Genomic DNA, 22349 nt, shown 5'->3' with positions numbered 1-22349 from the left:
ACGCGGCATGACGCAGACCGCCGGGTACCGCCCGGCCGCCTCGGCGCGCGACCACGACCCCCGCCGACCCGCCGGTGCCGCGACGGCCTCGACGGGCGCCGCGCTGCACGGCCGCCGCCGCGACCTCGCGGCGGTGCTGGGCCACTGGAACAGCGCCGTCACGAGCTACTACCTGCTGACCGGCGCCACGACGATGCTCGTCGTCCTCGGGCTCGTGATGGTCCTGTCCAGCTCGAGCGTGGAGTCGCTGGCCGACGACCGCTCGCCGTACGCGGAGTTCCTCAAGCAGGCGCAGTTCGCGATCATCGGGCTCCCGGTGCTGTGGGTGATGAGCCGGCTGCCGGTCGCCGCGCTCAAGCGGCTCGCGTGGCCCATGCTCGTCGGCGCCGCGGTGCTCCAGCTGCTCGTCTTCACGCCGCTCGGGCTCGGCGAGGGCGGCAACCAGAACTGGATCGGCGTCGGCCCCATCACGATGCAGCCGTCCGAGATCGTCAAGCTCGCGCTGGCCCTGTGGATCGGGGTCGTGCTGGCCCGCAAGCAGGCGCTGCTGCACGACTGGCGCCACGCGATCGTCCCCGTGCTGCCGGTCGGCGCCCTGATGATCGGCCTCGTCCTGCTCGGCAACGACCTGGGCACCGCGATGATCCTCATGCTCCTGGTGGGCGGCGGGATGTTCCTGGCCGGGGCGCCGCTGCGGGTCTTCGCCGTCGCCGCGGTCGGGGCGGCCGCGGCCGTGGTGGCCCTGGTGGTGTCCAGCCCGAACCGGGTCAGGCGGATCTTCTCGCTGTTCAGCGACTCCTGCGACGTCACCGCCGAGTGCTACCAGACCCTGCACGGCCAGTGGGGCCTGGCCACCGGGGGCTGGTGGGGCATCGGGCTGGGCGCGAGCCGGGAGAAGTGGTCCTACCTGCCCGAGGCGCACAACGACTTCATCTTCGCGATCATCGGCGAGGAGCTCGGCCTGGTCGGGACGCTGCTGGTGCTGGCCCTGTTCGGGGCGCTCGGGCTGGCGATGAGCCGCATCATCCGCCGCCACCCGGACCCGTTCGTGGTGATCACCACCGGCGCCATCAGCGTGTGGATCATCGGCCAGGCGCTGGTCAACATCGGCGTGGTCATCGGCCTCGCCCCGGTCATCGGCGTGCCGCTGCCCCTGGTCTCCGCGGGTGGGTCCGCGCTGATCATGACGATGGCGGCGATCGGGGTCCTCATCGCGTTCGCCCGGCAGGAGCCCGGTGCCGCCGAGGCGCTCGCGGCCCGCCCGGGCGTGGTCCGCCGGTCCCTGGCCGTGCTGGGCCGGGCCCACGGTGAGGGGGCGCGGCGATGAGCGACCCGACCCCCGCGCTGCGCTCGGTCCTGCTCGCCGGCGGCGGCACCGCCGGCCACGTCAACCCGCTGCTCGCCGTCGCCGAGGAGCTGCGCCGACGGCACCCGGACCTGGAGGTCACGGTCCTGGGGACCGCGACCGGGCTGGAGGCACGCCTGGTGCCCGAGCGCGGGCTGCCGCTCGCCCTCGTGCCGCGCGTCCCGCTCCCCCGGCGTCCGACCGCCGAGTGGCTGCGCCTGCCCGGACGCCTGGGCGCCGCCGTGGCAGCCGCCGGGGACACCATCGAGCGCACCGGTGCCCAGGTCGTCGTCGGCTTCGGCGGCTACGTCGCGACGCCGGCGTACCTCGCGGCGCGCCGCCGTGGCATCCCGGTGGTGGTGCACGAGGCCAACGCCCGCCCCGGGCTGGCGAACCGGCTCGGCGCCCGCTGGGCCGCCGAGGTCGCCGTGACGTCCCCCGGCACGCCGCTGCCCCGCGCGCAGGTCGTCGGCATGCCGCTGCGGACCGCCGTCGCCGACCTGGCCCGACGTCGGGGGGACGACCCCGCCGGCGCCCGCCGGGCGGCCGCGGACGCGCTCGGGCTGGACCCGTCGCGGCCCACCGTCCTGGTCACCGGCGGCAGCCTCGGTGCGGCGCGGCTCAACGCCGCCGTGGCGGGCGCCGCCGTGCAGCTCGTCGCCGCCGGGGTGCAGGTCCTGCACCTGACCGGCACGGGCAAGTCCGACGCCGTACGCGACGCGCTCGCCGACGAACCCGACGTCCGCTCGCACTACCACGTGCGCGAGTACCTCTCCGAGATGGAGCAGGCCTACGCCGTCGCCTCCCTGGTGGTCTGCCGTTCCGGTGCGGCCACGGTGAGCGAGCTCGCGGCCCTGGGACTGCCGGCGGTGTACGTGCCGCTGCCGATCGGCAACGGCGAGCAGCGACTCAACGCGGCGCCGGTGGTGGACGCGGGCGGCGGGCTCATCGTGGCCGACGCCGACCTGACGACCGCGTGGGTCCGCTCGCACGTCCTGCCCCTGCTCGCCGACGCCGACCGGCTCGCGGCCATGGGCCGGGCGGCCGCCGGGGCCGGGACCGTCGAGGGCGCCGGGCGCGTGGCCGACCTCGTCGAGCGGGCCGCACTCCGCGCCCGCCAGGGGGGGCCGGCATGACCGCCGGGGACCGCGTGACCGCCGGGGACCGCAGCGGCGGGACGCCGGTCGCGGACCTCGGCCGCGTGCACCTGATCGGGGTGGGCGGCGCCGGCATGTCGGCGATCGCCGCGCTGCTGGTCGCCCGCGGCCTGGCGGTCAGCGGCTCCGACGCCCGGGACAGCGCCGTGGTGGCCGCCCTGCGTGCGGCCGGGGTCGACGTGCACGTGGGGCACGACGCCGCGCACGTCGACGACGTCGACACGGTGGTCGTCTCCAGCGCCGTCCGGGAGACCAACCCCGAGCTGGCCACGGCCCGCGCGCGCGGCGCGCGGGTGCTGCACCGCTCCGCGGCTCTCGCCGCGCTCATGGCGGACCGTCGCGCCGTGGCCGTCGCCGGGGCGCACGGCAAGACCACGACGTCGGCGATGGTGTCGGTCGCGCTGCTGGCCGCCGGTGCGGACCCGTCGTACGCGATCGGCGGCACCGTGCTGGCCGACCTCCCCGACGGCGCGACGCTCGGGGCGCCGTCCAGCGGACCGCTGGCCGGCGCCCGGCACGGCGCCGGCGAGGTGTTCGTCGCGGAGGCTGACGAGTCCGACGCCTCCTTCCTCGCCTACCGTCCGACGGTCGCCGTGGTCACCAACGTCGAGCCCGACCACCTCGACCACTACGGCACCCGCGAGGCGTTCGAGCAGGCCTTCCGGGACTTCGCCGAGCGCGTGGTCGACGGCGGCGCCCTGGTGGCCTGCGCCGACGACGCCGGCTCGCGCGCCCTGCTCGCCGCCGCCGCCCGCCCCCTGCGCGCCCGCGGCGCCCGGACCGTCGGCTACGGCCAGGACGCCGCGGCGGACGTCGTGGTCGGCGACTTCCGCGTGGGGCCCGGCGCCGGCTCCACGTTCACGCTGACCACGTCGCACCCGGACCTCGCGGCTGCCGGCGAGGTGCTCCGGACCGAGCTGACGCTGGCGGTCCCCGGGATCCACAACGCCCTCAACGCGGCCGCGGCCTGGACGGCGGCCCGGCTGCTCGGGGCCGACCCGGCCGACCTGCGCCGCGGGCTGGACGCGTTCCGCGGCACCGGGCGCCGGTTCGAGCACCGCGGCACGGCCGGGGGCGTCCGGGTCGTCGACAACTACGACCACCACCCGACGGAGGTCGCCGCCCTGCTGCGTGGTGCCCGCCCGGTCGCCGCGGGCGGGCGCGTCGTCGTGCTGTTCCAGCCGCACCTGTACTCGCGCACGCGGATCTTCGCGACGGAGTTCGCCGACGCTCTCGCCCTGGCCGACGCCGTCGTGGTGACCGACGTCTACGGCGCGCGCGAGGACCCCGACCCGGACGTCAGCGGCGCGACGATCACCGACCGCATGTCCGACGGTGCGCACGGGGAGTTCGTCGCGGACCGGCTCGCCGCCGCCCGGCGCGTCGCCGAGCTCGCCGCGCCGGGAGATCTGCTCCTGACGGTGGGCGCCGGGGACGTCACCGAGCTCGCCGACGTCGTGCTCAGCCACCTCACCCGGCTCGCCGACGGCGCGGACGACGTGCACGGGACGGCCCGGCCGTCCGTCGACCGCTCTGCCGAGCCGTCCGCCGACGGCTCGGCCGCAGCGTCCGACGAGCGACCTGCCGACGGAGCCGCGGGTCGGTCCGCCTCGTGACGCCGCCCGCCCGCCCCGGGACGCCGGTGCCGCGCGGGGCACGACCCGCCCAGCCCCGCCCCGCCCAGCCCCGCCCCGGGCGTGCCCCCGGTCCGCGACCCCCCGTCCCGCCCACCCCGGCGGGCGGGACGGAGCCGGCCGACCGCACGAGGCCGGACGCGTTCCCCGGGTCCACCTCCGACACCGGCCCTGCCGGGTCGCCGGCAGCCCCCGGGACGCCACCGCCGGCGGCAGGGCCCACGGTGTCGGCGACGTCGGACGCGGTCACCACCTACACCGCCGGACGGCGCGCGCTCGGGCTGCCGGTCCGCCCCGTCGTCGTCTCCGGTGCGTCGGCCGCACGGTTCGCCGAGCGGGTGGCGATGCGACGCCGGATCGCCCGGCACAAGGCCTACGTCGCCGGCGCCGTCGTCGTGCTGCTCGGCGCCCTCGCCTGGCTGCTCCTGCTGTCCCCGGTCCTGGCGCTGGAGGCGTCCCGGGTGCAGGTCACCGGCGCCGGGACGGTGGTCGACGTCGCGGACGTCCAGGCGGTCGTCGACGAGGTCGACGGCACCCCGCTGCCGCGGCTGGACACCATCGGGCTGCGTGACCGGGTGCTCGAGGTCCCCGGCGTCCGCCAGGCGAAGGTGTCCCGGATCTGGCCGCACGGGCTCGTCGTCGCGCTGGTGTCGCGCGAGCCCGTGGCCGCGGTCCCCGAGGAGGCGCCCCCGGCGACGCCGGCGCCCGGTGCCGACCTGCGCGACCTGCCACGCGGGGGGTTCACGCTGCTCGACACCGAGGGCTTCGGCGTGGGCTGGACGGCGCAGGCGCCGGAGGGGCTGCCGGTCGTGTCCGTGCCCGTGGGGGAGGGCAGCGAGCGCACGTTGACGGCGGTCCTCACGATCCTGCAGGCGCTGCCACCGGAGCTGGCGGCCGAGGTCTCGTCCATCGAGGCCGCGACCCAGGACACCGTGCGGATGGGGCTGCGCGACGGCAGGTCCGTCGTGTGGGGGAGCGCGGGGGACGCGGCGCTGAAGATCCGGGTGCTGCAGACGCTGCGCGGCGCGGCGCCCGACGCCGGCGAGTACGACGTCTCGGCCCCGACGCTGCCCATCACGCGCTGAGCCCGGACCCGGCGGTCCCGACCTCCCGGACGACCCTGGATCGGACGGCGGCCCGTCCGGACAGGCCCCGGGGCGTCCGGCACCCGGTCCGCGGGGCCCCGGCCCGCCCGGCGGCCGTCCGGGCTGCGCGCCCGATCCGGCCGGTCGCGCCGACCCGGACAGACCCGACGATCCGGACGCGACACGCGCGCGTCGGTCGTTGATCCGCCTCGGTGGCCCGCCTACCGTCCTCGCCACTGGATCTACTTGACATAACTCTAACCCTCTAGTTGAGGGTGAGGGTTTGCACCGGCACCCGAACGCACGCAGCTCTACCCATGGCAGAACGAGAGGCAACGACGTGGCAGCTCCGCAGAACTACCTGGCGGTCATCAAGGTGGTGGGCATCGGAGGCGGTGGCGTCAACGCCGTCAACCGCATGATCGAGGTCGGCCTCAAGGGGGTCGAGTTCATCGCGATCAACACCGACGCGCAGGCCCTGCTGATGTCCGACGCGGACGTCAAGCTCGACGTCGGCCGCGAGCTGACGCGTGGTCTGGGAGCGGGCGCCGACCCCGAGGTCGGCAAGAAGGCGGCCGAGGACCACGCCGACGAGATCGAGGACGTCCTGCGCGGCGCGGACATGGTGTTCGTGACCGCCGGCGAGGGCGGCGGCACCGGCACCGGCGGCGCGCCCGTCGTCGCACGGATCGCGCGGTCGCTGGGTGCCCTGACGATCGGCGTGGTCACCCGCCCGTTCACGTTCGAGGGCCGCCGCCGCTCGGTCCAGGCCGAGACGGGCATCGACGCGCTGCGCGCCGAGGTCGACACCCTCATCGTCATCCCCAACGACCGCCTGCTGTCCATCTCGGACCGCTCGGTGTCGGTGCTGGACGCGTTCCACTCCGCCGACCAGGTGCTGCTGTCCGGTGTGCAGGGCATCACCGACCTCATCACCACCCCGGGCCTGATCAACCTCGACTTCGCCGACGTGAAGTCCGTCATGCAGGCGGCAGGAAGCGCCTTGATGGGCATCGGCTCCGCCCGGGGCGAGGACCGTGCGGTGCAGGCTGCCGAGCTGGCGATCTCCTCGCCGCTGCTCGAGGCGAGCATCGACGGCGCGCACGGCGTGCTGCTCTCGATCCAGGGTGGCAGCGACCTCGGCCTCTTCGAGATCAACGAGGCCGCCCGGCTCGTCCAGGAGGCCGCGCACCCCGAGGCGAACATCATCTTCGGTGCCGTCATCGACGACGCCCTGGGCGACGAGGTCCGCGTCACGGTCATCGCGGCCGGGTTCGACAACGGCGGTCCGGAGACCCACCGCGGGGCTCGCGGCGTCGGCCAGGTCGGGGCGTCGCGCCCCGTGCCGACCCCGTCGCCGGTCACGGTGCCGGCCGCCTCCCCGGCCCCGGTGCCGGTCCCGCAGCACCTGGCGGGCGCGCCGCTCAACGGCCACGCCGCGCCGCAGCAGGCCGCCCCGACGGGCCCGAACGGCACGCCGGTCCCGGCCTTCCTGTCCTCGGACCCGCACGCGGTCTCCACCACGGGCCAGCTCGAGGTCCCGCGGATCTTCGAGGAGGAGCAGCGCCGCCGGCGCGACGAGGACCTGGACGTCCCGGACTTCCTCAAGTAGCCCGCTCGTCGTGACCGACCCCGCCACGGGTCAGGTCGGCAGCCCGGACGGTCCCGCGCGCGCGGGACCGTCCGGGCTGCTCGTCGTGGACCTGGGCCCCGGCGTCCGGGCCGCGTTCACCGGCCGGAGGGCGGTCCCGCCCGACGCCACCACGGGTCGACCGGGCGTCGGCGGGAACCTCGGCCTCGGCGTCGGGGACGACCCGGGCGAGGTCCGGCGACGCCGTCGCGACCTCGCGGCCTGGGCGGGCGGCGCGGTCTCCTGGACCACGCAGGTCCACGGCACCGCGGTGGCGCTCGCGTCCGCACGGCCCGACGCGGCCGCGAGCCACCCCGCCGTCGGCCACGACGGCGTGGGCCCCGTCGCCGAGGCGGACGCGCTGGTCGCCGTCGGGGGAGGTGCCGGCGCGGCTGTCGTCGTCGCGGACTGCGTGCCCGTGCTCCTCGCCGACCCGGTCGCCGGGGTCGCCGCCGCCGTGCACGCCGGGCGCCGGGGCCTGGCCGACGGCGTCGTGCAGGCGGCCGTGCACGCCATGGGGCGCCACGGGGCCCGGGTGAGCCGGGTGCGGGCCGCGGTCGGACCAGCGATCTGCGGCGCCTGCTACGAGGTCCCGGCCGCGTTGCGTGACGAGGTCGCCGCCGTCGTGCCCTGGGTCGCGAGCCGCACGTCGTGGGGCACGCCGGCTCTGGACCTCCCCGCCGGCGTGGTCGCGGTGCTGCGCGGGCTCGGTGTGGAGCACGTGCAGGAGACGCGACTGTGCACGTACACCGACGACCGGTACTTCTCCCACCGTCGCTCGGGCGCCACCGGGGAGCCGGAGGGACGGTTCGCCGCGGTCGTCCGGATCGCCGCCCCGTGATGCGCGTGTCGCGCCGGGGTGGTGGACGCGGCCCTTGCTAGCGTCGCAGCGCAGGACACAGGGTGGGCACGAGAGGACGAGGCGATGGCCGGAGCACTGCGCAAGACGATGCTGTACCTCGGTCTCGCCGACGAGCGCGGGGATCACGGGACCGACGACTACACCGACGAGTACCAGGAGCTGGAGACGGCCGTGCCGCACGAGTACGAGGCCCAGGTGACCCCCATCCGTGCGAACGGCAGCCACGCGCTGGTCCCGGCGCCGACGCCGGCGCCGGACCCCGAGCTGCGCCGGATCACCACAGTCCACCCGCGGTCGTACAACGACGCCCGCAAGATCGGCGAGGCGTTCCGCGAGGGCACCCCGGTGATCATGAACCTCTCGGACATGGACGACTCGGACGCCAAGCGTCTGGTCGACTTCTCGGCGGGCCTGATCTTCGGGCTGCACGGCGCGATCGAGCGCGTCACCAACAAGGTCTTCCTGCTCTCCCCGGCGCACGTCGAGGTGACGGCCGAGGAGCAGGCTGTGCCCGGCGAGATGCGCGCCGGGTTCTACAACCAGAGCTGATCCGTGAGTCTCATCGGCGACGTCCTGGCCTTCCTCGTCGGACTCTTCCTGCTGCTGCTGTTCGTGCGGGTCGTGTTCGACTGGATCCAGGTGTTCGCCCGCGACTGGCGCCCACGCGGCATCGCGCTGGTGGTCGCGGAGGCCGTCTACACGGTGACCGACCCGCCGCTGCGCGCCCTGCGCCAGATCATCCCGCCGTTGTCCCTGGGTGCGTTCCGCCTGGACATGGCATTCCTCGTGCTGGTCATCCTCTGCGTCATCCTGCAGTCGGTCCTCAACAGCCTGTAGCGCCCGGCCCGGCACCCGGGGCCGTCGCCGCCCGTCCCCGAGCCGTCCACTCCGCCCGCCCCGCCCCCGCGGTGGCGGGCGTCGGCGTGCACGCAGGGGGTGGCGCGACCACCCCGGCAATGTCCGCTACGGTGAACGCTGGTGGTCGCCGGACTGCCGGCCTGACCAGCTCGGACCACGAGCGCATCGAACTTGCAGAGGTGACACCGATGGCACTGCTGACCGCAGACGACGTCCTGAACAAGAAGTTCCAGGCGACGAAGTTCCGGGAGGGGTACGACCAGGACGAGGTCGACGACTTCCTGGACGAGGTGGTGAACACCCTTCGCGCGGTCCAGTCGGAGCGGGACGAGCTGCAGAACAAGCTCGCCGCCGCGGAGCGTCGGGTCGCCGAGCTCAGCCGCGCGGGTGCACAGGCGCCCGCCGCCGCCGCAGCCCCCGAGGCTGCGCCGGAGCCCGTGCCGGCTCCCGCCCCGGTCGCCGCCGCCCCGGCCCCCGCGCCGTCGCGCGCCAGCGAGCCGGAGTCCGCCACCGGCATGCTGCTCCTCGCCCAGAAGCTGCACGACGACTACGTGCGCAGCGGCCAGGAGGAGGGCGAGCGTCTCATCAACGAGGCCAAGCAGCAGGGCACGCGCATCGTCCGCGAGGCGGAGGAGACGTCCCACCGCACGCTGGCCCAGCTCGAGCAGGAGCGCAGCCTGCTGGAGCGCAAGATCGACGAGCTGAGGGTCTTCGAGCGCGACTACCGCACGCGCCTGAAGAGCTACCTCGAGAACCTGCTCGGAGACCTCGACAGCCGCGGCAGCGCGCTGCCGCCCCGGGCGAACCAGGCGGCGGGCGGGGCGCCGAGCGCCCTGTGACCGCCGCGCCCGCCGGGCGCTGACCCGCAGGTCAGCGCCCGCACCGCAGCACCCGACACACCACGCCGGCCCGATCCGGCGTGGTGTGTTGTGCGTCGGCAGGCGGGCGTCTAGTCTCTGCTGACTTCGACCTCCAGGGGGCGCTCGTGTCTGCTCACGAAGCGATCGGCTCGACGACGCTGACCGACATCCCGGACCTGGCCGACAAGGTCGGCCGCTTCCCCGTCCGCGACTCCGAGGATCCGTGGACCGAGTCCGAGGTCCTCGAGATCGCCGAGGAGCTCACCGGCGAGATCCAGCGGCTCCGCGCCGAGCTCGCCGCCGCCGACGAGACGCTCTCGGACCTGCTGCGCGACTCCGGTGACGGCGCCGGGGACGACCAGGCGGACTCCGGGTCCAGCGCGCTGGAGCGCGAGCACGAGCTGACCCTGGTGAACAACACCCGCGACCTGCTCACCCAGACGACGCACGCCCTGGCCCGGATCGGTCGCGGCACCTTCGGGACCTGCGAGTCGTGCGGGAACGCCATCGGCAAGGCCCGCCTGCAGGCGTTCCCCCGCGCGACCCTGTGCGTGGTCTGCAAGCAGCGGGAGGAGCGTCGCTGACCGGTGTCCCGCGTGGGACACTCGTCCGCGATGTCCACCACGCCTGACTCCGTCCCCGCGCACGCCGCCGAGCCCGAGCTCCGCGACCCGGCACCGCACAGCGACCCGGCACCGCACGGCCACCCGGCACCGCACGGCCACCCGGCACCGCAGAGCCACCCGGCACCGCTGGGCGGCCTGCCCGCAGGCACCGCCCCCTCGGTGGCGCGCACCGTGTCCCCGGCCCGGCGGCGCCGGCTGCTGACCGTCCTGACGGCGCTGACCCTCGGCGTGCTCGCGGTGGACCAGGTCACCAAGGCGTGGGCCGTGTCGGCCCTCGAGCCCGGCCGGCGCACCGCGGTCGTCGGCGACCTGCTCGGCCTGAGCCTGATCTACAACCCGGGTGCCGCGCTGTCGATCGCCACCGGCATGACGTGGGTGCTGACCGTCATCGCGGTCGTCGTCGTCGCCGTGGTCGTGCGCGCGTCGCGCCGCATCGGCTCGCGGGGGTGGGCGGTCGCGCTCGGCCTGCTGCTGGGCGGGGCCATCGGCAACCTCGTGGACCGCTTCTTCCGCGAGCCGGGGCCGGCGCGCGGGCACGTGGTCGACTTCATCGCCTACGGGCAGCTGTTCGTGGGCAACGTGGCGGACATCGCGATCGTCGGCGCCGCGGGGCTCATCGTGGTGCTCGCGGCCCGCGGCATCGGGCTGGACGGGTCCCGCGAGGCCGACTCCCGCCGCGACGCCTCGGCCGACCCGGACGACACCGCCGGGCCCGTGCTGCGCGACGAGCCGCACGACCCCGCGCACGCCGGCGCCGGGGACGACGTCGCGGGCAGTGCCTCGCAGCCCGGCGCCCGTGACGAGGCCGCGCACGACCCCACGCACGGCGGCGCCCGGGACGACGCGCGTGGCTGAGACCCGCGCGATGCCCGTGCCGGACGGGCTCGCCGGTGAGCGCGTCGACGCGGCGATCTCGCGGCTGCTGGGGCTGTCCCGCACCCGGGCGGCCGAGCTGGCCGCGGCCGGCGGCGTCCGGCTGGACGGCAGGACGGTCGGCAAGTCCGACCGGCTGCTGCCCGGCGCGTGGCTGGAGGTGGAGCTGCCCGAGGCTCCGTCGTCCGTGGCGGCGGAGGTCGCCCCGGAGCCTGTCCCCGGGATGCGGATCGTGCACGACGACGAGGACGTCGTCGTCGTCGACAAGCCGGTCGGCGTGGCCGCGCACCCCTCGCCCGGCTGGACCGGACCGACCGTGGTCGGGGCGCTGACGGCGGCGGGCTACCGGATCTCGACGTCGGGCGCGGCCGAGCGCCAGGGCGTCGTCCACCGGCTCGACGTCGGCACGTCCGGGCTCATGGTCGTGGCCAAGAGCGAGCACGCCTACACGGTGCTCAAGCGCGCCTTCAAGGAGCGCACGGTCGAGAAGGTCTACCACGCGCTCGTCCAGGGCCACCCCGAGCCGACCACCGGCACGATCGACGCGCCGATCGGGCGGCACCCGAGCGCGGACTACCGGTTCGCGGTCGTCGCCGACGGCAAGCCGTCGGTGACGCACTACGAGGTCCTCGAGATGCTGCCCGCCGCGTCGCTGGTCGAGGTGCACCTGGAGACCGGGCGGACCCACCAGATCCGGGTGCACTTCGCCGCGCTGCGCCATCCGTGCGTCGGGGACCTGACCTACGGGGCGGACCCGTCGCTGGCCGCCCGCACGCGGTTGGAGCGGCAGTGGCTGCACGCCGTCCGGCTCGGGTTCGAGCACCCGGGCACCGGGCGGTGGCTGGAGGTCACCAGCGAGTACCCGGCCGACCTCGCGGCGGCGCTCGAGGTGCTCCGCGACGGCTACCGCTGACCCGTCCGACGAGTCGCACGGCACACGCACGGGACGTCGCGGCACGCCCTCCGGTGGCCCGGACGTGTCGGTCCCGCCGCCTAGAATCGGCGCCATGCCCCCAGCCACGTCGACGGACTTCGTGCACCTGCACGTGCACACCGAGTACTCGATGCTGGACGGCGCCGCCCGCCTCAACGACCTGTTCGGCGAGGCGCAGCGGCTGGGCCAGACGGCGATGGCCACGACCGACCACGGGTTCGTGTTCGGCGCCTACGACTTCTGGTCCAAGGCCAAGGCCCACGGCATCAAGCCGATCATCGGCGTCGAGGCCTACCTGACGCCGGGCACCAGCCGGCACGACCGCACCCGCGTGAAGTGGGGCGAGTCGCACCAGGCGTCCGACGACGTCTCCGGTGGTGGGGCGTACACCCACATGACGATGTGGGCGCGGAACACCCAGGGCATGCACAACCTGTTCCGGATGGCGTCGCTGGCCTCGCTCGAGGGGCACTTCTACAAGCCCCGCATGGACCGCGAGCTGCTGCAGACGTACGGGCAGGGGCTCATCGCGACCACCGGGTGCCCGTCGGGCGAGGTGCAGACCCGGCTGCGGCTCGGCCAGTTCGACGAGGCCGTGCGCGCCGCCGGGGAGTACCAGGACATCTTCGGCAAGGACTTCTTCTACGTCGAGCTGATGGACCACGGCCTGGACATCGAGACCCGGGTCACCAAGGACCTGCTGCGGCTGGCCGAGGCGATCGACGCCCCGCTCGTGGCCACGAACGACCTGCACTACACGACCAAGGACGACCACCAGGCGCACGAGGTGCTGCTGTGCGTGCAGTCCGGGTCGACGCTCGCCGACCCCAAGCGGTTCAAGTTCGACGCGGAGGACTTCTACCTGAAGTCCGCGGCGGAGATGCGCCGGACCTGGGCCGAGCACCCGGAGGCCTGCGACAACACCCTGCGCATCGCCGAGCAGTGCGAGGTGGAGTTCAACACCGCCGCCAACTACATGCCGCGCTACCCGACCCCGCAGGGCGAGGACGAGACCTCCTGGTTCGTCAAGGAGGTCGAGAAGGGGCTGCACGTCCGGTACCCCGGCGGCATCCCGGACGACGTGCGCAAGCAGGCCGAGTACGAGACCGGCGTCATCACGCAGATGGGCTTCCCGGGGTACTTCCTCGTCGTCGCCGACTTCATCAACTGGGCCAAGGACAACGGCATCCGGGTCGGGCCGGGCCGTGGGTCCGGCGCCGGGTCGATGGCTGCCTACGCCATGCGCATCACCGACCTCGACCCGCTGCAGCACGGGCTGATCTTCGAGCGGTTCCTCAACCCCGACCGCGTCTCCATGCCCGACTTCGACGTCGACTTCGACGAGCGTCGCCGCGGCGAGGTCATCCGCTACGTGACGGACAAGTACGGCGAGGACCGGGTCGCCCAGATCGTCACCTACGGCACGATCAAGGCCAAGCAGGCCCTCAAGGACTCCTCGCGCGTGCTCGGCTACCCGTTCGCGATGGGGGAGAAGCTCACCAAGGTGATGCCGCCGTCCATCATGGGCAAGGACATCAGCCTGTCGGGGATCTTCGACCCGGCCGACAAGCGCTACCACGAGGCCGAGGAGTTCCGGCAGGTCGTCGCCGCCGACCCCGACGCCCAGCGCGTGGTCGAGACGGCCCGCGGGCTGGAGAACCTCAAGCGCCAGTGGGGCGTGCACGCCGCCGGCGTCATCATGTCCAGCGAGCCCCTCATCGACATCGTGCCGATCATGCGCCGCGAGCAGGACGGCGCGATCATCACGCAGTTCGACTACCCCACCTGCGAGGGCCTCGGCCTGATCAAGATGGACTTCCTCGGGCTGCGCAACCTCACGATCCTCGACGACGCCCTGGCGAACATCGTCATGAACGGCAAGGAGCGCATCGAGGTCGAGTCCCTGCCGCTGGACGACCCGGCGACGTACGAGCTGCTCGGCAGGGGCGACACCCTGGGCGTGTTCCAGCTCGACGGCGGCGGCATGCGGTCGCTGCTCAAGCTCATGCGCCCGGACAACTTCGAGGACATCTCCGCCGTCGGCGCGCTGTACCGCCCCGGTCCCATGGGGGCGAACTCCCACACGAACTACGCGCTGCGCAAGAACGGCCTGCAGCCCAAGGACCCGATCCACGCCGAGCTCGAGCAGCCGCTGGAGGAGATCCTCGGCACCACGCACGGCCTGATCGTGTACCAGGAGCAGGTGATGGCCATCGCGCAGAAGGTCGCCGGGTACTCCCTGGGCCAGGCCGACCTGCTGCGCCGCGCGATGGGCAAGAAGAAGAAGTCCGAGCTGGACAAGCAGTTCGAGGGCTTCTCCGCCGGCATGCGGGAGCGCGGCTTCTCCATGGCCGCCGTGCAGACCCTGTGGGACATCCTCCTGCCGTTCTCCGACTACGCCTTCAACAAGGCGCACTCGGCCGCGTACGGCGTGGTGTCGTACTGGACCGCCTACCTCAAGGCGAACTACCCGACCGAGTACATGGCGGCGCTGCTCACCTCGGTGCGCGACGACAAGGACAAGTCGGCGCTGTACCTCAACGAGTGCCGGCGCATGGGCATCACGGTGCTGCCGCCGGACGTCAACTCGTCCTCGGCGAACTTCACCGCCGTCGGCACCGACATCCGCTTCGGCCTGACCGCGGTCCGCAACGTCGGGGCCAACGTGGTCGACGCCGTCGTGGCGACCCGGGAGGCGAAGGGCGACTTCACGTCGTTCACGGACTTCCTCGACAAGGTCCCGGCCGTGGTCTGCAACAAGCGGACCATCGAGTCGCTCATCAAGGCCGGTGCCTTCGACTCCCTCGGCCACACCCGCCGGGCCCTGCTGCTCGTGCACGAGCAGGCCGTCGACGCGGTCATCGGCGTCAAGCGCAAGGAGGCCGAGGGCCAGTTCGACCTGTTCGCCGGCTTCGGGGGCGACGACGACCCCTCCGGTGTCGGGTTCTCCGTCGAGGTCCCCGAGCTGCCGGACTGGGACAAGAAGCAGCGCCTCGCGTTCGAGCGGGAGATGCTCGGCCTGTACGTGTCCGACCACCCGCTGTCCGGGCTGGAGCACGTGCTCGCCCAGGCGGCGGACGTGTCGATCGCCACCCTGCTCGCGGACGAGGCCCGGCCGGACGGCTCGACCGTCGTCGTGGCGGGGCTCATCACGTCGCTGCAGCGCAAGATGTCCAAGCAGGGCAACCCCTGGGCCGCCGTCACCGTCGAGGACATGGAGGGGTCCGTCGAGGTCATGTTCTTCGGCGAGACCTACCTGGCGTACTCCACCGCGCTCGCGGAGGACACCGTGGTCGTGGTGCGTGGCCGGGTCCGGCGCCGGGACGAGGCCATGCAGCTGCAGGCCATCGAGGTGTCCCTGCCGGACGTCAGCGCCGCCGCCGACGCGCCCGTCCTGGTCACGATGCCGGTCGCCCGCTGCACGACGCCGGTCGTGGAGCGGCTGCGCGAGGTGCTCTCGACCCATCCCGGCCGCACCGAGGTGCACCTCAAGCTCACCAGCCCCGGCCGCGCCACGGTCATGCGGCTGGAGGAGAGCCTGCGGGTCGAGCGGTCCTCGGCGCTGTTCGGCGACCTCAAGGCGCTGCTGGGGCCCAGCTGCCTCATGTCGTCGTGACGGTCCCCGGGACGGGGGAGCAGCCGGCGGGGTCGGGGCAGCCGGTCGTCACGCTCTCCGACGCGCAGCTCGCGTTCGTCACCGACCGTCACCTGGCCACCCTGAGCACCGTCCGGCGCGACGGCAGCCCGCACCTGGTGCCCGTCGCGTTCACCTGGGACGCGACCCGCGGGCGGGCCCGGATCACCACCCGGTCGACGTCGGTCAAGGCCCGCCGGGTCGCACGCGGGGGGCCGGACGGCGGGCCGCTGCCGGCGGCGCTCTGCCAGGTCGACGGGCGCCGGTGGCTGACCCTGGAGGGCACGATCACCCTCTCCGACGACCCGGCCGACGTCGCCGAGGCGGTCGAGCGGTACGCGGACCGCTACCGGGTGCTCGGCGAGCAGCCGACCCGGGTCGTGCTGCACCTGCAGGTCACGAAGCTGCTGGGCACCGTCCGCTAGCGCTGCTACCCACCGCCCCCGGCCGCCCCCCAGCCGCGGGCGCCGCTTCCGCGCTCCCGCCGCTCCGCCCACGCCGAGTGCGACGTTGTGGACCGTTCCCGCGCGCAGGAGGGTCCGCAACGTCGCACTCGTGCAAGGCGACTCCCGCGCTCCGCCCTGCTCCGCCTGCGAGTCGCACTCGGGCAAGGCCGCTGCCGCGGTCACCCCGCCGCACCGAGTGCGACGTCCTAGACCGTTCCCGCGCGCCGAAGGGTCCGCGACGTCGCACTCGGGCAAGTCCGCTCCGGCGCTCCGCCCTGCTCCGCCTGCGAGTGGCACTCGGGCAAGGCCGCTGCCGCGGTCACCCCGCCGCGCCGAGTGCGACGTCCTAGACCGTTCGCGCGCGCCTAAGGGTCCGCGTCGTCGCACTCGGGCAAGTCCGCTCCGGCGCTCCGCCGTGCTCCGCCTGCGAGGGGCACTCGGGCAAGGCCGCTCCCGCGATCCGACTTGCTCCGTCGAGTGCGACGTTTTGGACCGTTCCCGTGCGCCGACGGGTCCGCGACGTCGCACTCGAGCAAGGCCGCTCCCGCCCTCCGCCCGCTCCGCTCCGTCGAGTGCGACGTCCCGGACCGTTCCCGCGCGCCGAAGGGTCCGCGACGTCGCACTCGGGCGGGGTGGGGTGGACGGCGGCGGGGTCAGCCGACGGTCGCGGTGGTCTGCCCGGCGGGGTGGTCGACCACGACGACGTCGCCCCGGCGCAGCTGGCGACCGCGGCGGGACTCGTCCTGTCCGTTCACGGTCACCGCACCGTCCTCGAGCAGCTCGCGGGCGTGCGCCCCGGAGTCGGCCAGGCCGGCGAGCTTGAGGAACTGGCCGAGGCGGATGACGTCGTCGCTGATCGGGACCTGGCTCATGCGTCCATCATGCCGGGCGTCGTCGTGCGGGCAGTGACCCGGCAGGCGCGGGCCGGGCCCCGGCGCGGTGCCCACGCCTAGACTGGCGAGGTGATCACCCGTCTCGACCTGCGCGGGCGCAGGCTCACCCCCCGAGAGCTCGTCGCGGTGCTGCCGCGCGCCGAGGTGGACGTCGACGCCGCGACCCACCTGGTCCAGCCCGTCCTGGACGCGGTGCGGGTGCACGGCGCCGCGGCGCTGCGCGACCTCGCCGAGCGGTTCGACGGCGTGCGCCCCGAGCACCTGCGCGTGCCGGCCGACGCGCTGGCCGCCGCGCTGGAGGACCTCGACCCGCTCGTGCGGGCCGCGCTGGAGGAGGCGATCCGCCGGGTGCGGACGGTGCACTCCGCCCAGGTTCCTGCGCCCCTGTCCGTCGACCTCGGTCCGGGCGCCCAGGTGCGCCAGCGGTGGGTCCCGGTGGACCGGGTCGGCCTGTACGCCCCGGGCGGGCTGGCCGTGTACCCGTCGTCCGTCGTGATGAACGTCGTGGCGGCCCAGGAGGCGGGGGTGCGCTCGCTCGCCGTGGCCTCCCCGCCGCAGCGGGACGAGAAGGGGCTGCCGAACGCCACCGTGCTGGCCGCGTGCGCGCTGCTCGGGGTCGACGAGGTCTACGCCGTCGGCGGCGCGCAGGCCGTGGCGATGTTCGCCTACGGCGCCGCCGGGTCCGAGCCCGTCGACGGCGACTGGCTGTGCGAGCCGGTGGACGTCATCACCGGCCCCGGCAACGTCTACGTCGCGGCGGCGAAGCGGCTGGTCCGCGGACGGGTCGGCATCGACGCCGAGGCGGGGCCGACCGAGATCGCGGTGCTCGCCGACGGGGGAGCCGACCCGGTCCACGTCGCCGCGGACCTCATCAGCCAGGCCGAGCACGACCCGCTGGCTGCGGCCGTGCTGGTCACGGACTCCGTCGAGCTGGCCGGTGCGGTCGAGTCCGAGCTGGAGGACCGCGCCGACGCCACCCCGCACGAGGAGCGCGTGCGCACCGCGCTGTCCGGCCGGCAGAGCGCGATCGTGCTCGTCGACGACCTGGAGCACGGTCTGCAGGTGGTCGACGCCTACGGCGCGGAGCACCTGGAGATCCAGACCGCCGACGCGGCCGCGGTCGCGGACCGGGTGCGCAACGCCGGGGCCGTCTTCGTCGGCCCGTACTCGCCGGTCTCCCTCGGCGACTACATGGCCGGGTCCAACCACGTCCTGCCCACCGGGGGCTGCGCGCACTTCGCAAGCGCGCTCGGCGTGCACAGCTTCGTCAAGGCCGTGCAGGTCATCGAGTACGACTTCGCCGCACTGCAGGCGGTCGCCGACCGCATCGGCGCCCTGGCCGACGCGGAGGACCTGCCGGCTCACGGAGAGGCCGTCCGCGCCCGGTTCTGACAGCTCCGCCGGGCCCCGCGTCGCCCTTCCGCACGGGCCCGCACGGCCCGGTGGGGTCCGCCGCGGTGCCCCCGGCGTGCTCATCCTCACCGTCGTTCGGGACGACGCATGCGGTGGGCGATGCAAAACTAGGGCTCCGACCCGGCCCCCGCGGTGCAGGGCCGTACCGGGACACGTCCGCCCTGCCCTTCGGGCGGCGACGGGGACCGGTGTCCGCAGCTCCCTGCAGAAACCGGGTCAGCACGTGAACGGCAACGCCACCTTCCGCCACTCCGGCACCGCCCTCCTCGCGGTCACGGGGCTCGAAGCCCCGGTGGTCGTCCCGTCGTCGCACTTCGACGACGAGCTCGCCGGGACGTTGCGGAGGCTGCGGCTCCCGCGTGGCCTGCTGCAGCGGGTCGCCGGCGTCACGGAGCGACGCTGGTGGGACGCGGGCACGGCGTTCGACGACGCGGCGATCGCCGCGGGCGCGAAGGCCCTGGCGGAGTCGGGGGTCGACGCCGCCGACGTCGGGCTGCTGATCAACACGTCCGTGACGCGCGCGCACCTCGAGCCGTCGGTCGCGTCCAAGGTGCACGACGGGCTCGGCCTGCCGCCGTCCGCGCTCAACTTCGACGTCACCAACGCCTGCCTCGGGTTCGTCAACGGGCTGACGCTGGCGGCCGGGATGATCGACTCCGGCCAGATCCGCTACGCGCTCATCGTCGACGGCGAGGACCCGCAGGCCACGCAGGAGGCCACCCTGGCGCGCCTGAACCGGCCCGGGACCACCCGCGAGGACTACCTGCGCGAGTTCGCCACCCTGACCCTGGGCTCCGGTGCGGCGGCCGCCGTGCTCGGCCCGGCGCGGGACCACCCCGGCGGCCACCGGATCCTCGGCGGGGTCGCCCGCGCCGCGACGCAGCACCACGCGCTGTGCGTCGGCGGGATCGACGGCATGAGCACCGACCCCACGGGGCTGCTGGAGGGCGGGCTCGCGCTGGTCCAGGAGGCCTGGCACGAGGCCGAGGCGGAGTGGGGCTGGTCCGGCGTCGACCGGTTCGTCATGCACCAGGTGTCCACCGTGCACATCAAGGCGATCGTCGACGCGCTCGGGATCGACCGCCGGACCGTGCCGCTGACGTTCCCGACGCTGGGCAACGTGGGTCCGGCGTCGGTGCCGATCACGCTGGCGGCGGAGGCGGACAACCTGTCGGCCGGCGACCGCGTGCTGTGCATGGGGGTCGGGTCCGGGCTCAACACCGCGATGACCGAGATCGTCTGGTGACGCCGGGCCCCACCCCTGGTCCGCACGCCGTGACGCTGCCGGCACAGCTGCCCCCGCCCGGCCTGCCGGGCCTCGACCCGGGCTGGTCGCGCCTGGTGGAGGTGCCCCGCCCGGACCGGGACGGGACGTCGCCCGCCGGCCCCGGCGCCGTCGACACCTGGCACCTGCTGGACAACGCAGCCGACGTCGCCGGACCCGTGCGCGGCACGCTGCTGTGCGTCCACGGGAACCCGACGTGGTCCTACCTGTGGCGCGACCTGCTGCGCGCCGGCGCCGCCGCGGGGTGGCGGGTGGTCGCGGTCGACCAGCTCGGCATGGGGTTCTCCGCCCGCACGGGGCGCGTGCACCGGCTCGCCGACCGCATCGCCGACCTCGGCGCGCTGACCGACACGCTCGGGCTCACCGGTGCGGTCGTCACCGTGGGCCACGACTGGGGCGGGCCGGTCTCGCTCGGGTGGGCGGTCGCGCACCCCGAGCTCCTGGCCGGCGTCGTCCTGACGAACACGGCCGTGTACCAGCCGCTGGACGCGCGGACGCCGGCGCCCCTGCGGCTGGCGATGGCGCCGGGCGTCCTGGGGGCGAGCACCGTGACGACCCCCGCGTTCCTGGAGACGACGCTCGCGATCGCGCACCCGCCGCTCGCCCGGGACGTCCGCGAGGCGTTCCGGGCCCCGTACCGCTCGGCGGAGCGTCGCGTGGCCGTCGGTGACTTCGTCGCCGACATCCCGGTGGACGCCGCCCACCCCAGCCGTCCGGCGCTGGAGGACCTCGCCGCGTCGGTGCGCCGCCTGCGCGTGCCCACGCTGCTGCTGTGGGGGCCGCGCGACCCGGTGTTCGTCGAGCGGTTCCTGGCCGACCTGCTCGATCGCCTCCCGCACGCCGACGTCCACCGCTTCGAGGGGGCCGGGCACCTGCTCCCCGAGGACGCCGACGTCGCCTCGGCCGTGGTGGCCTGGCTGAATGACCGGCTGGACGAGCGGCTGGACGACCGGCCGGCCGGCCCGCTGGACGAGCGGCCGGACGACCGGTCGACCGGCGACCCCGCCGGCCGCGCCGCCGACGGTGCGGCGGTCGGCGAGCCGCGCGACGGCACACGCGACGGCACGCGTGACGGCGACCGTGACGGCCACCAGGCCGCGCCCGCGTACCGCCCGCTGTGGCGCGTGCTGGAGGAGCGCGCGGGCGACGGCGGCGTGGCGCTCGTCGAGATGGCCCCGGCCGGCCGGGGACCACGGTCGATCAGCTGGTCGCTGCTGGCCCGCCGCGTCGACGAGCTGGCCCGCGGGCTGCACGCGAGCGGCGTGCGGCCCGGGGACCGGGTCAGCCTGCTGGTCCCGCCCGGCGCCGACCTCACCGCGACGATGTACGCGTGCCTGCGCCTCGGAGCCGTCGTCGTGGTGGCCGACGCCGGTCTGGGGCTGCCGGGCCTGTCCCGAGCCGTGCGCGGCGCGCGGCCGGACGTCGTCGTCGGGATCCCGCGCGCGCTCGCGGCGGCGCGAGCCCTGGGCTGGTCGTCGCGGCGCGTCCTGGCGGGGCATCTGCCACCCGCCGCCCGGGCCGCGCTGGGGGTCGAGTGCGACCTCGTCGAGCTCGCCGCCCGCGGACGAGCCGCTCGGGCGACGGACCCCGACCCGCTGCCCACGCCCGGCCCCGACGACGACGCCGCGATCCTGTTCACCTCGGGCTCGACCGGCCCCGCCAAGGGCGTCGCGTACACCCACGCGCGGATGTCCGCGATGGCCCGAGCCGTCGGCGCGGCCTACGACCTCGGACCGAGGTCGGGCCTGGTCGCGGCGTTCGCCCCGTTCGCGCTGCTCGGCCCCGCGATCGGCGCGACCTGCGTGAGCCCCGACATGGACGTGACGTCCCCGCGCACGCTGACCGCCACGGCGCTCGCCGACGCCGTCGCCGCGATCGACGCCGGGGTCGTGTTCGCCTCCCCGGCCGCGCTGACCAGCGTCGTGGCGGACGCCGGCAGCCTGGACGACACCGGCCGCGCGGCGCTGACCGGGGTGCGGGTGTTCCTGTCCGCCGGCGCGCCGGTCCCACCGGAGCTGCTCGAGGCGGCCGGGCGGCTCATGCCGAACGCCGAGCCGCACACGCCCTACGGCATGACGGAGGTGCTGCCGGTCACCGACATCTCGCTGGCCGGGATCCGTGCGGCCGGCGAGGGCGAGGGGGTCTGCGTCGGGCTCCCGGTCGCCGGTGCGCGGCTGGCGATCAGTGCCCTGGACGACGACGGCGCCGCCACCGGCCCGCCCGCCGGCACCCCTGGGGTCACCGGAGAGGTCCTGGTCAGCGCCCCGCACGTGATGGAGCGCTACGACCGGCTCTGGCTGACCCACCGGGCCGCGCGGCGCGACGCCGGCTGGCACCGGACCGGCGACGTGGGTCACCTGGACGCCGAGGGCCGCCTGTGGGTCGAGGGTCGCCTCGCGCACGTGCTCACCACCCCGGCAGGCGTGCTCACGCCGGTGGGTGTCGAGCGGCGGGTCGAGCGGCTCGAGGGTGTGGGCCGCGCCGCGGCGGTCGGCGTCGGGCCGCGCGGCGTGCAGCAGCTCGTCGTCGTGGTCGAGACCGTGCCCGCGGCGCGCCGGCCCGCCCTCGCGGACCTCGAGCTGACCGAGCGCGTGCGGGCCGCGGTGGACGTCCCCGTCGCCGCCGTCCTGGTCGTCGACGTGCTGCCGACCGACGTCCGGCACAACTCCAAGGTCGAGCGGACGCGCCTGGCCCGGTGGGCGGAACGCGCGCTCACCGGCGGCCGGATCGGTCGACCGTGACCTCCGGATCGGGGCGGCACGTGCGTGCGGCGCCTGCCGGGGCAGCGGCCGACGCGGCCCTGGAGGCGGCCAC

18 protein-coding genes are annotated in these 22349 nt (G+C 75.1%); 17 read left to right on the top strand and 1 reads right to left on the bottom strand.

Going from position 1 to position 22349, the window contains the following annotated elements; translation table 11 throughout:
• The first annotated feature begins 7 nt into the window (after window positions 1-7).
• The 14 genes from ftsW to CAE01nite_RS16320 all read left to right on the top strand — a co-directional run bounded on the left by ftsW (window position 8) and on the right by CAE01nite_RS16320 (window position 15923).
• The gene (gene ftsW / locus CAE01nite_RS16390) at window positions 8-1327 is read left to right on the top strand and encodes a putative lipid II flippase FtsW (RefSeq protein WP_146906599.1); all 1320 of its coding nucleotides are present in this window, start codon (window positions 8-10) and stop codon (window positions 1325-1327) included.
• Window positions 1324-2481, top strand: coding sequence for an undecaprenyldiphospho-muramoylpentapeptide beta-N-acetylglucosaminyltransferase (murG, locus tag CAE01nite_RS16385; RefSeq protein WP_146906598.1), 1158 nt, complete (start codon window positions 1324-1326; stop codon window positions 2479-2481). The genes ftsW and murG overlap by 4 nt, the downstream gene beginning before the upstream one ends.
• Window positions 2478-4118, top strand: coding sequence for a UDP-N-acetylmuramate--L-alanine ligase (gene murC / locus CAE01nite_RS16380; protein WP_146906597.1), 1641 nt, complete (start codon window positions 2478-2480; stop codon window positions 4116-4118). Before murG ends, murC begins: the two co-directional genes overlap by 4 nt.
• 242 nt (window positions 4119-4360) lie before the next feature.
• The gene (locus CAE01nite_RS16375) at window positions 4361-5221 is read left to right on the top strand and encodes a cell division protein FtsQ/DivIB (protein ID WP_146906596.1); all 861 of its coding nucleotides are present in this window, start codon (window positions 4361-4363) and stop codon (window positions 5219-5221) included.
• Between the two features lie 340 nt (window positions 5222-5561).
• Window positions 5562-6833 carry a cell division protein FtsZ gene (gene ftsZ, locus CAE01nite_RS16365; protein ID WP_146906595.1) on the top strand — a complete coding sequence of 424 codons (1272 nt, stop codon included), beginning with the start codon at window positions 5562-5564 and terminating at the stop codon, window positions 6831-6833.
• Window positions 6834-6843: 10 nt separating this feature from the next.
• Entirely contained in the window at window positions 6844-7692 is an 849-nt protein-coding gene (locus CAE01nite_RS16360) for a laccase domain-containing protein (protein ID WP_246131286.1), read from the top strand.
• Between the two features lie 84 nt (window positions 7693-7776).
• Complete coding sequence (locus tag CAE01nite_RS16355) at window positions 7777-8262, top strand: cell division protein SepF (RefSeq protein WP_146906594.1); 486 nt, start codon at window positions 7777-7779, stop codon at window positions 8260-8262.
• Between the two features lie 3 nt (window positions 8263-8265).
• Window positions 8266-8550, top strand: a complete 285-nt coding sequence (locus CAE01nite_RS16350) for a YggT family protein (RefSeq protein ID WP_146906593.1) — start codon at window positions 8266-8268, stop codon at window positions 8548-8550.
• A 209-nt stretch (window positions 8551-8759) separates the two neighbouring features.
• Complete coding sequence (locus tag CAE01nite_RS16345) at window positions 8760-9410, top strand: DivIVA domain-containing protein (protein WP_146906592.1); 651 nt, start codon at window positions 8760-8762, stop codon at window positions 9408-9410.
• Window positions 9411-9574: 164 nt separating this feature from the next.
• On the top strand, window positions 9575-10015 hold the full coding sequence (locus tag CAE01nite_RS16340) for a TraR/DksA family transcriptional regulator (RefSeq protein ID WP_146906707.1): 441 nt from the start codon (window positions 9575-9577) through the stop codon (window positions 10013-10015).
• A 30-nt stretch (window positions 10016-10045) separates the two neighbouring features.
• A complete protein-coding gene (locus CAE01nite_RS18875; protein ID WP_222595961.1) occupies window positions 10046-10912 on the top strand; it encodes a signal peptidase II in 867 nt (288 codons plus the stop codon).
• Window positions 10905-11843, top strand: a complete 939-nt coding sequence (locus tag CAE01nite_RS16330) for an RluA family pseudouridine synthase (protein WP_146906591.1) — start codon at window positions 10905-10907, stop codon at window positions 11841-11843. Before CAE01nite_RS18875 ends, CAE01nite_RS16330 begins: the two co-directional genes overlap by 8 nt.
• A 94-nt stretch (window positions 11844-11937) precedes the next feature.
• The gene (gene dnaE, locus CAE01nite_RS16325; protein WP_146906590.1) at window positions 11938-15480 is read left to right on the top strand and encodes a DNA polymerase III subunit alpha; all 3543 of its coding nucleotides are present in this window, start codon (window positions 11938-11940) and stop codon (window positions 15478-15480) included.
• On the top strand, window positions 15477-15923 hold the full coding sequence (locus CAE01nite_RS16320) for a pyridoxamine 5'-phosphate oxidase family protein (RefSeq protein ID WP_146906589.1): 447 nt from the start codon (window positions 15477-15479) through the stop codon (window positions 15921-15923). Before dnaE ends, CAE01nite_RS16320 begins: the two co-directional genes overlap by 4 nt.
• 674 nt (window positions 15924-16597) lie before the next feature.
• Here CAE01nite_RS16320 and CAE01nite_RS16315 read toward each other — a convergent pair.
• Window positions 16598-16816: an RNA-binding S4 domain-containing protein gene (locus CAE01nite_RS16315; protein ID WP_146906588.1), complete on the bottom strand. Its 219-nt coding sequence runs from the start codon at window positions 16814-16816 to the stop codon at window positions 16598-16600.
• A gap of 90 nt (window positions 16817-16906) precedes the next feature.
• Between CAE01nite_RS16315 and hisD the strand changes: the two genes are divergently transcribed.
• The 3 genes from hisD to CAE01nite_RS16300 all read left to right on the top strand — a co-directional run bounded on the left by hisD (window position 16907) and on the right by CAE01nite_RS16300 (window position 22276).
• On the top strand, window positions 16907-18229 hold the full coding sequence (gene hisD / locus CAE01nite_RS16310) for a histidinol dehydrogenase (protein ID WP_146906587.1): 1323 nt from the start codon (window positions 16907-16909) through the stop codon (window positions 18227-18229).
• A gap of 244 nt (window positions 18230-18473) precedes the next feature.
• Window positions 18474-19496: a 3-oxoacyl-ACP synthase III gene (locus CAE01nite_RS16305; RefSeq protein WP_146906586.1), complete on the top strand. Its 1023-nt coding sequence runs from the start codon at window positions 18474-18476 to the stop codon at window positions 19494-19496.
• A gap of 29 nt (window positions 19497-19525) precedes the next feature.
• Complete coding sequence (locus CAE01nite_RS16300) at window positions 19526-22276, top strand: alpha/beta fold hydrolase (protein WP_246131285.1); 2751 nt, start codon at window positions 19526-19528, stop codon at window positions 22274-22276.
• Window positions 22277-22349: the final 73 nt, after the last annotated feature.

The organism is Cellulomonas aerilata (assembly GCF_007991755.1).
Lineage (GTDB): Bacteria > Actinomycetota > Actinomycetes > Actinomycetales > Cellulomonadaceae > Pengzhenrongella > Pengzhenrongella aerilata.
Note: the sequence above shows the minus strand (reverse complement) of the source record. Positions and strands in the feature narration are given on the sequence as shown.

What these genes read in the sequence shown, in the direction of transcription:
- ftsW (WP_146906599.1), top strand. Translation starts at nt 8, where the DNA reads ATGACGCAGACCGCCGGGTACCGCCCGGCCGCCTCGGCGCGCGACCAC.
- murG (WP_146906598.1), top strand. Translation starts at nt 1,324, where the DNA reads ATGAGCGACCCGACCCCCGCGCTGCGCTCGGTCCTGCTCGCCGGCGGC.
- murC (WP_146906597.1), top strand. Translation starts at nt 2,478, where the DNA reads ATGACCGCCGGGGACCGCGTGACCGCCGGGGACCGCAGCGGCGGGACG.
- CAE01nite_RS16355 (WP_146906594.1), top strand. Translation starts at nt 7,777, where the DNA reads ATGGCCGGAGCACTGCGCAAGACGATGCTGTACCTCGGTCTCGCCGAC.
- CAE01nite_RS16345 (WP_146906592.1), top strand. Translation starts at nt 8,760, where the DNA reads ATGGCACTGCTGACCGCAGACGACGTCCTGAACAAGAAGTTCCAGGCG.
- CAE01nite_RS18875 (WP_222595961.1), top strand. Translation starts at nt 10,046, where the DNA reads ATGTCCACCACGCCTGACTCCGTCCCCGCGCACGCCGCCGAGCCCGAG.
- dnaE (WP_146906590.1), top strand. Translation starts at nt 11,938, where the DNA reads ATGCCCCCAGCCACGTCGACGGACTTCGTGCACCTGCACGTGCACACC.
- CAE01nite_RS16315 (WP_146906588.1), bottom strand. Translation starts at nt 16,816, where the DNA reads ATGAGCCAGGTCCCGATCAGCGACGACGTCATCCGCCTCGGCCAGTTC.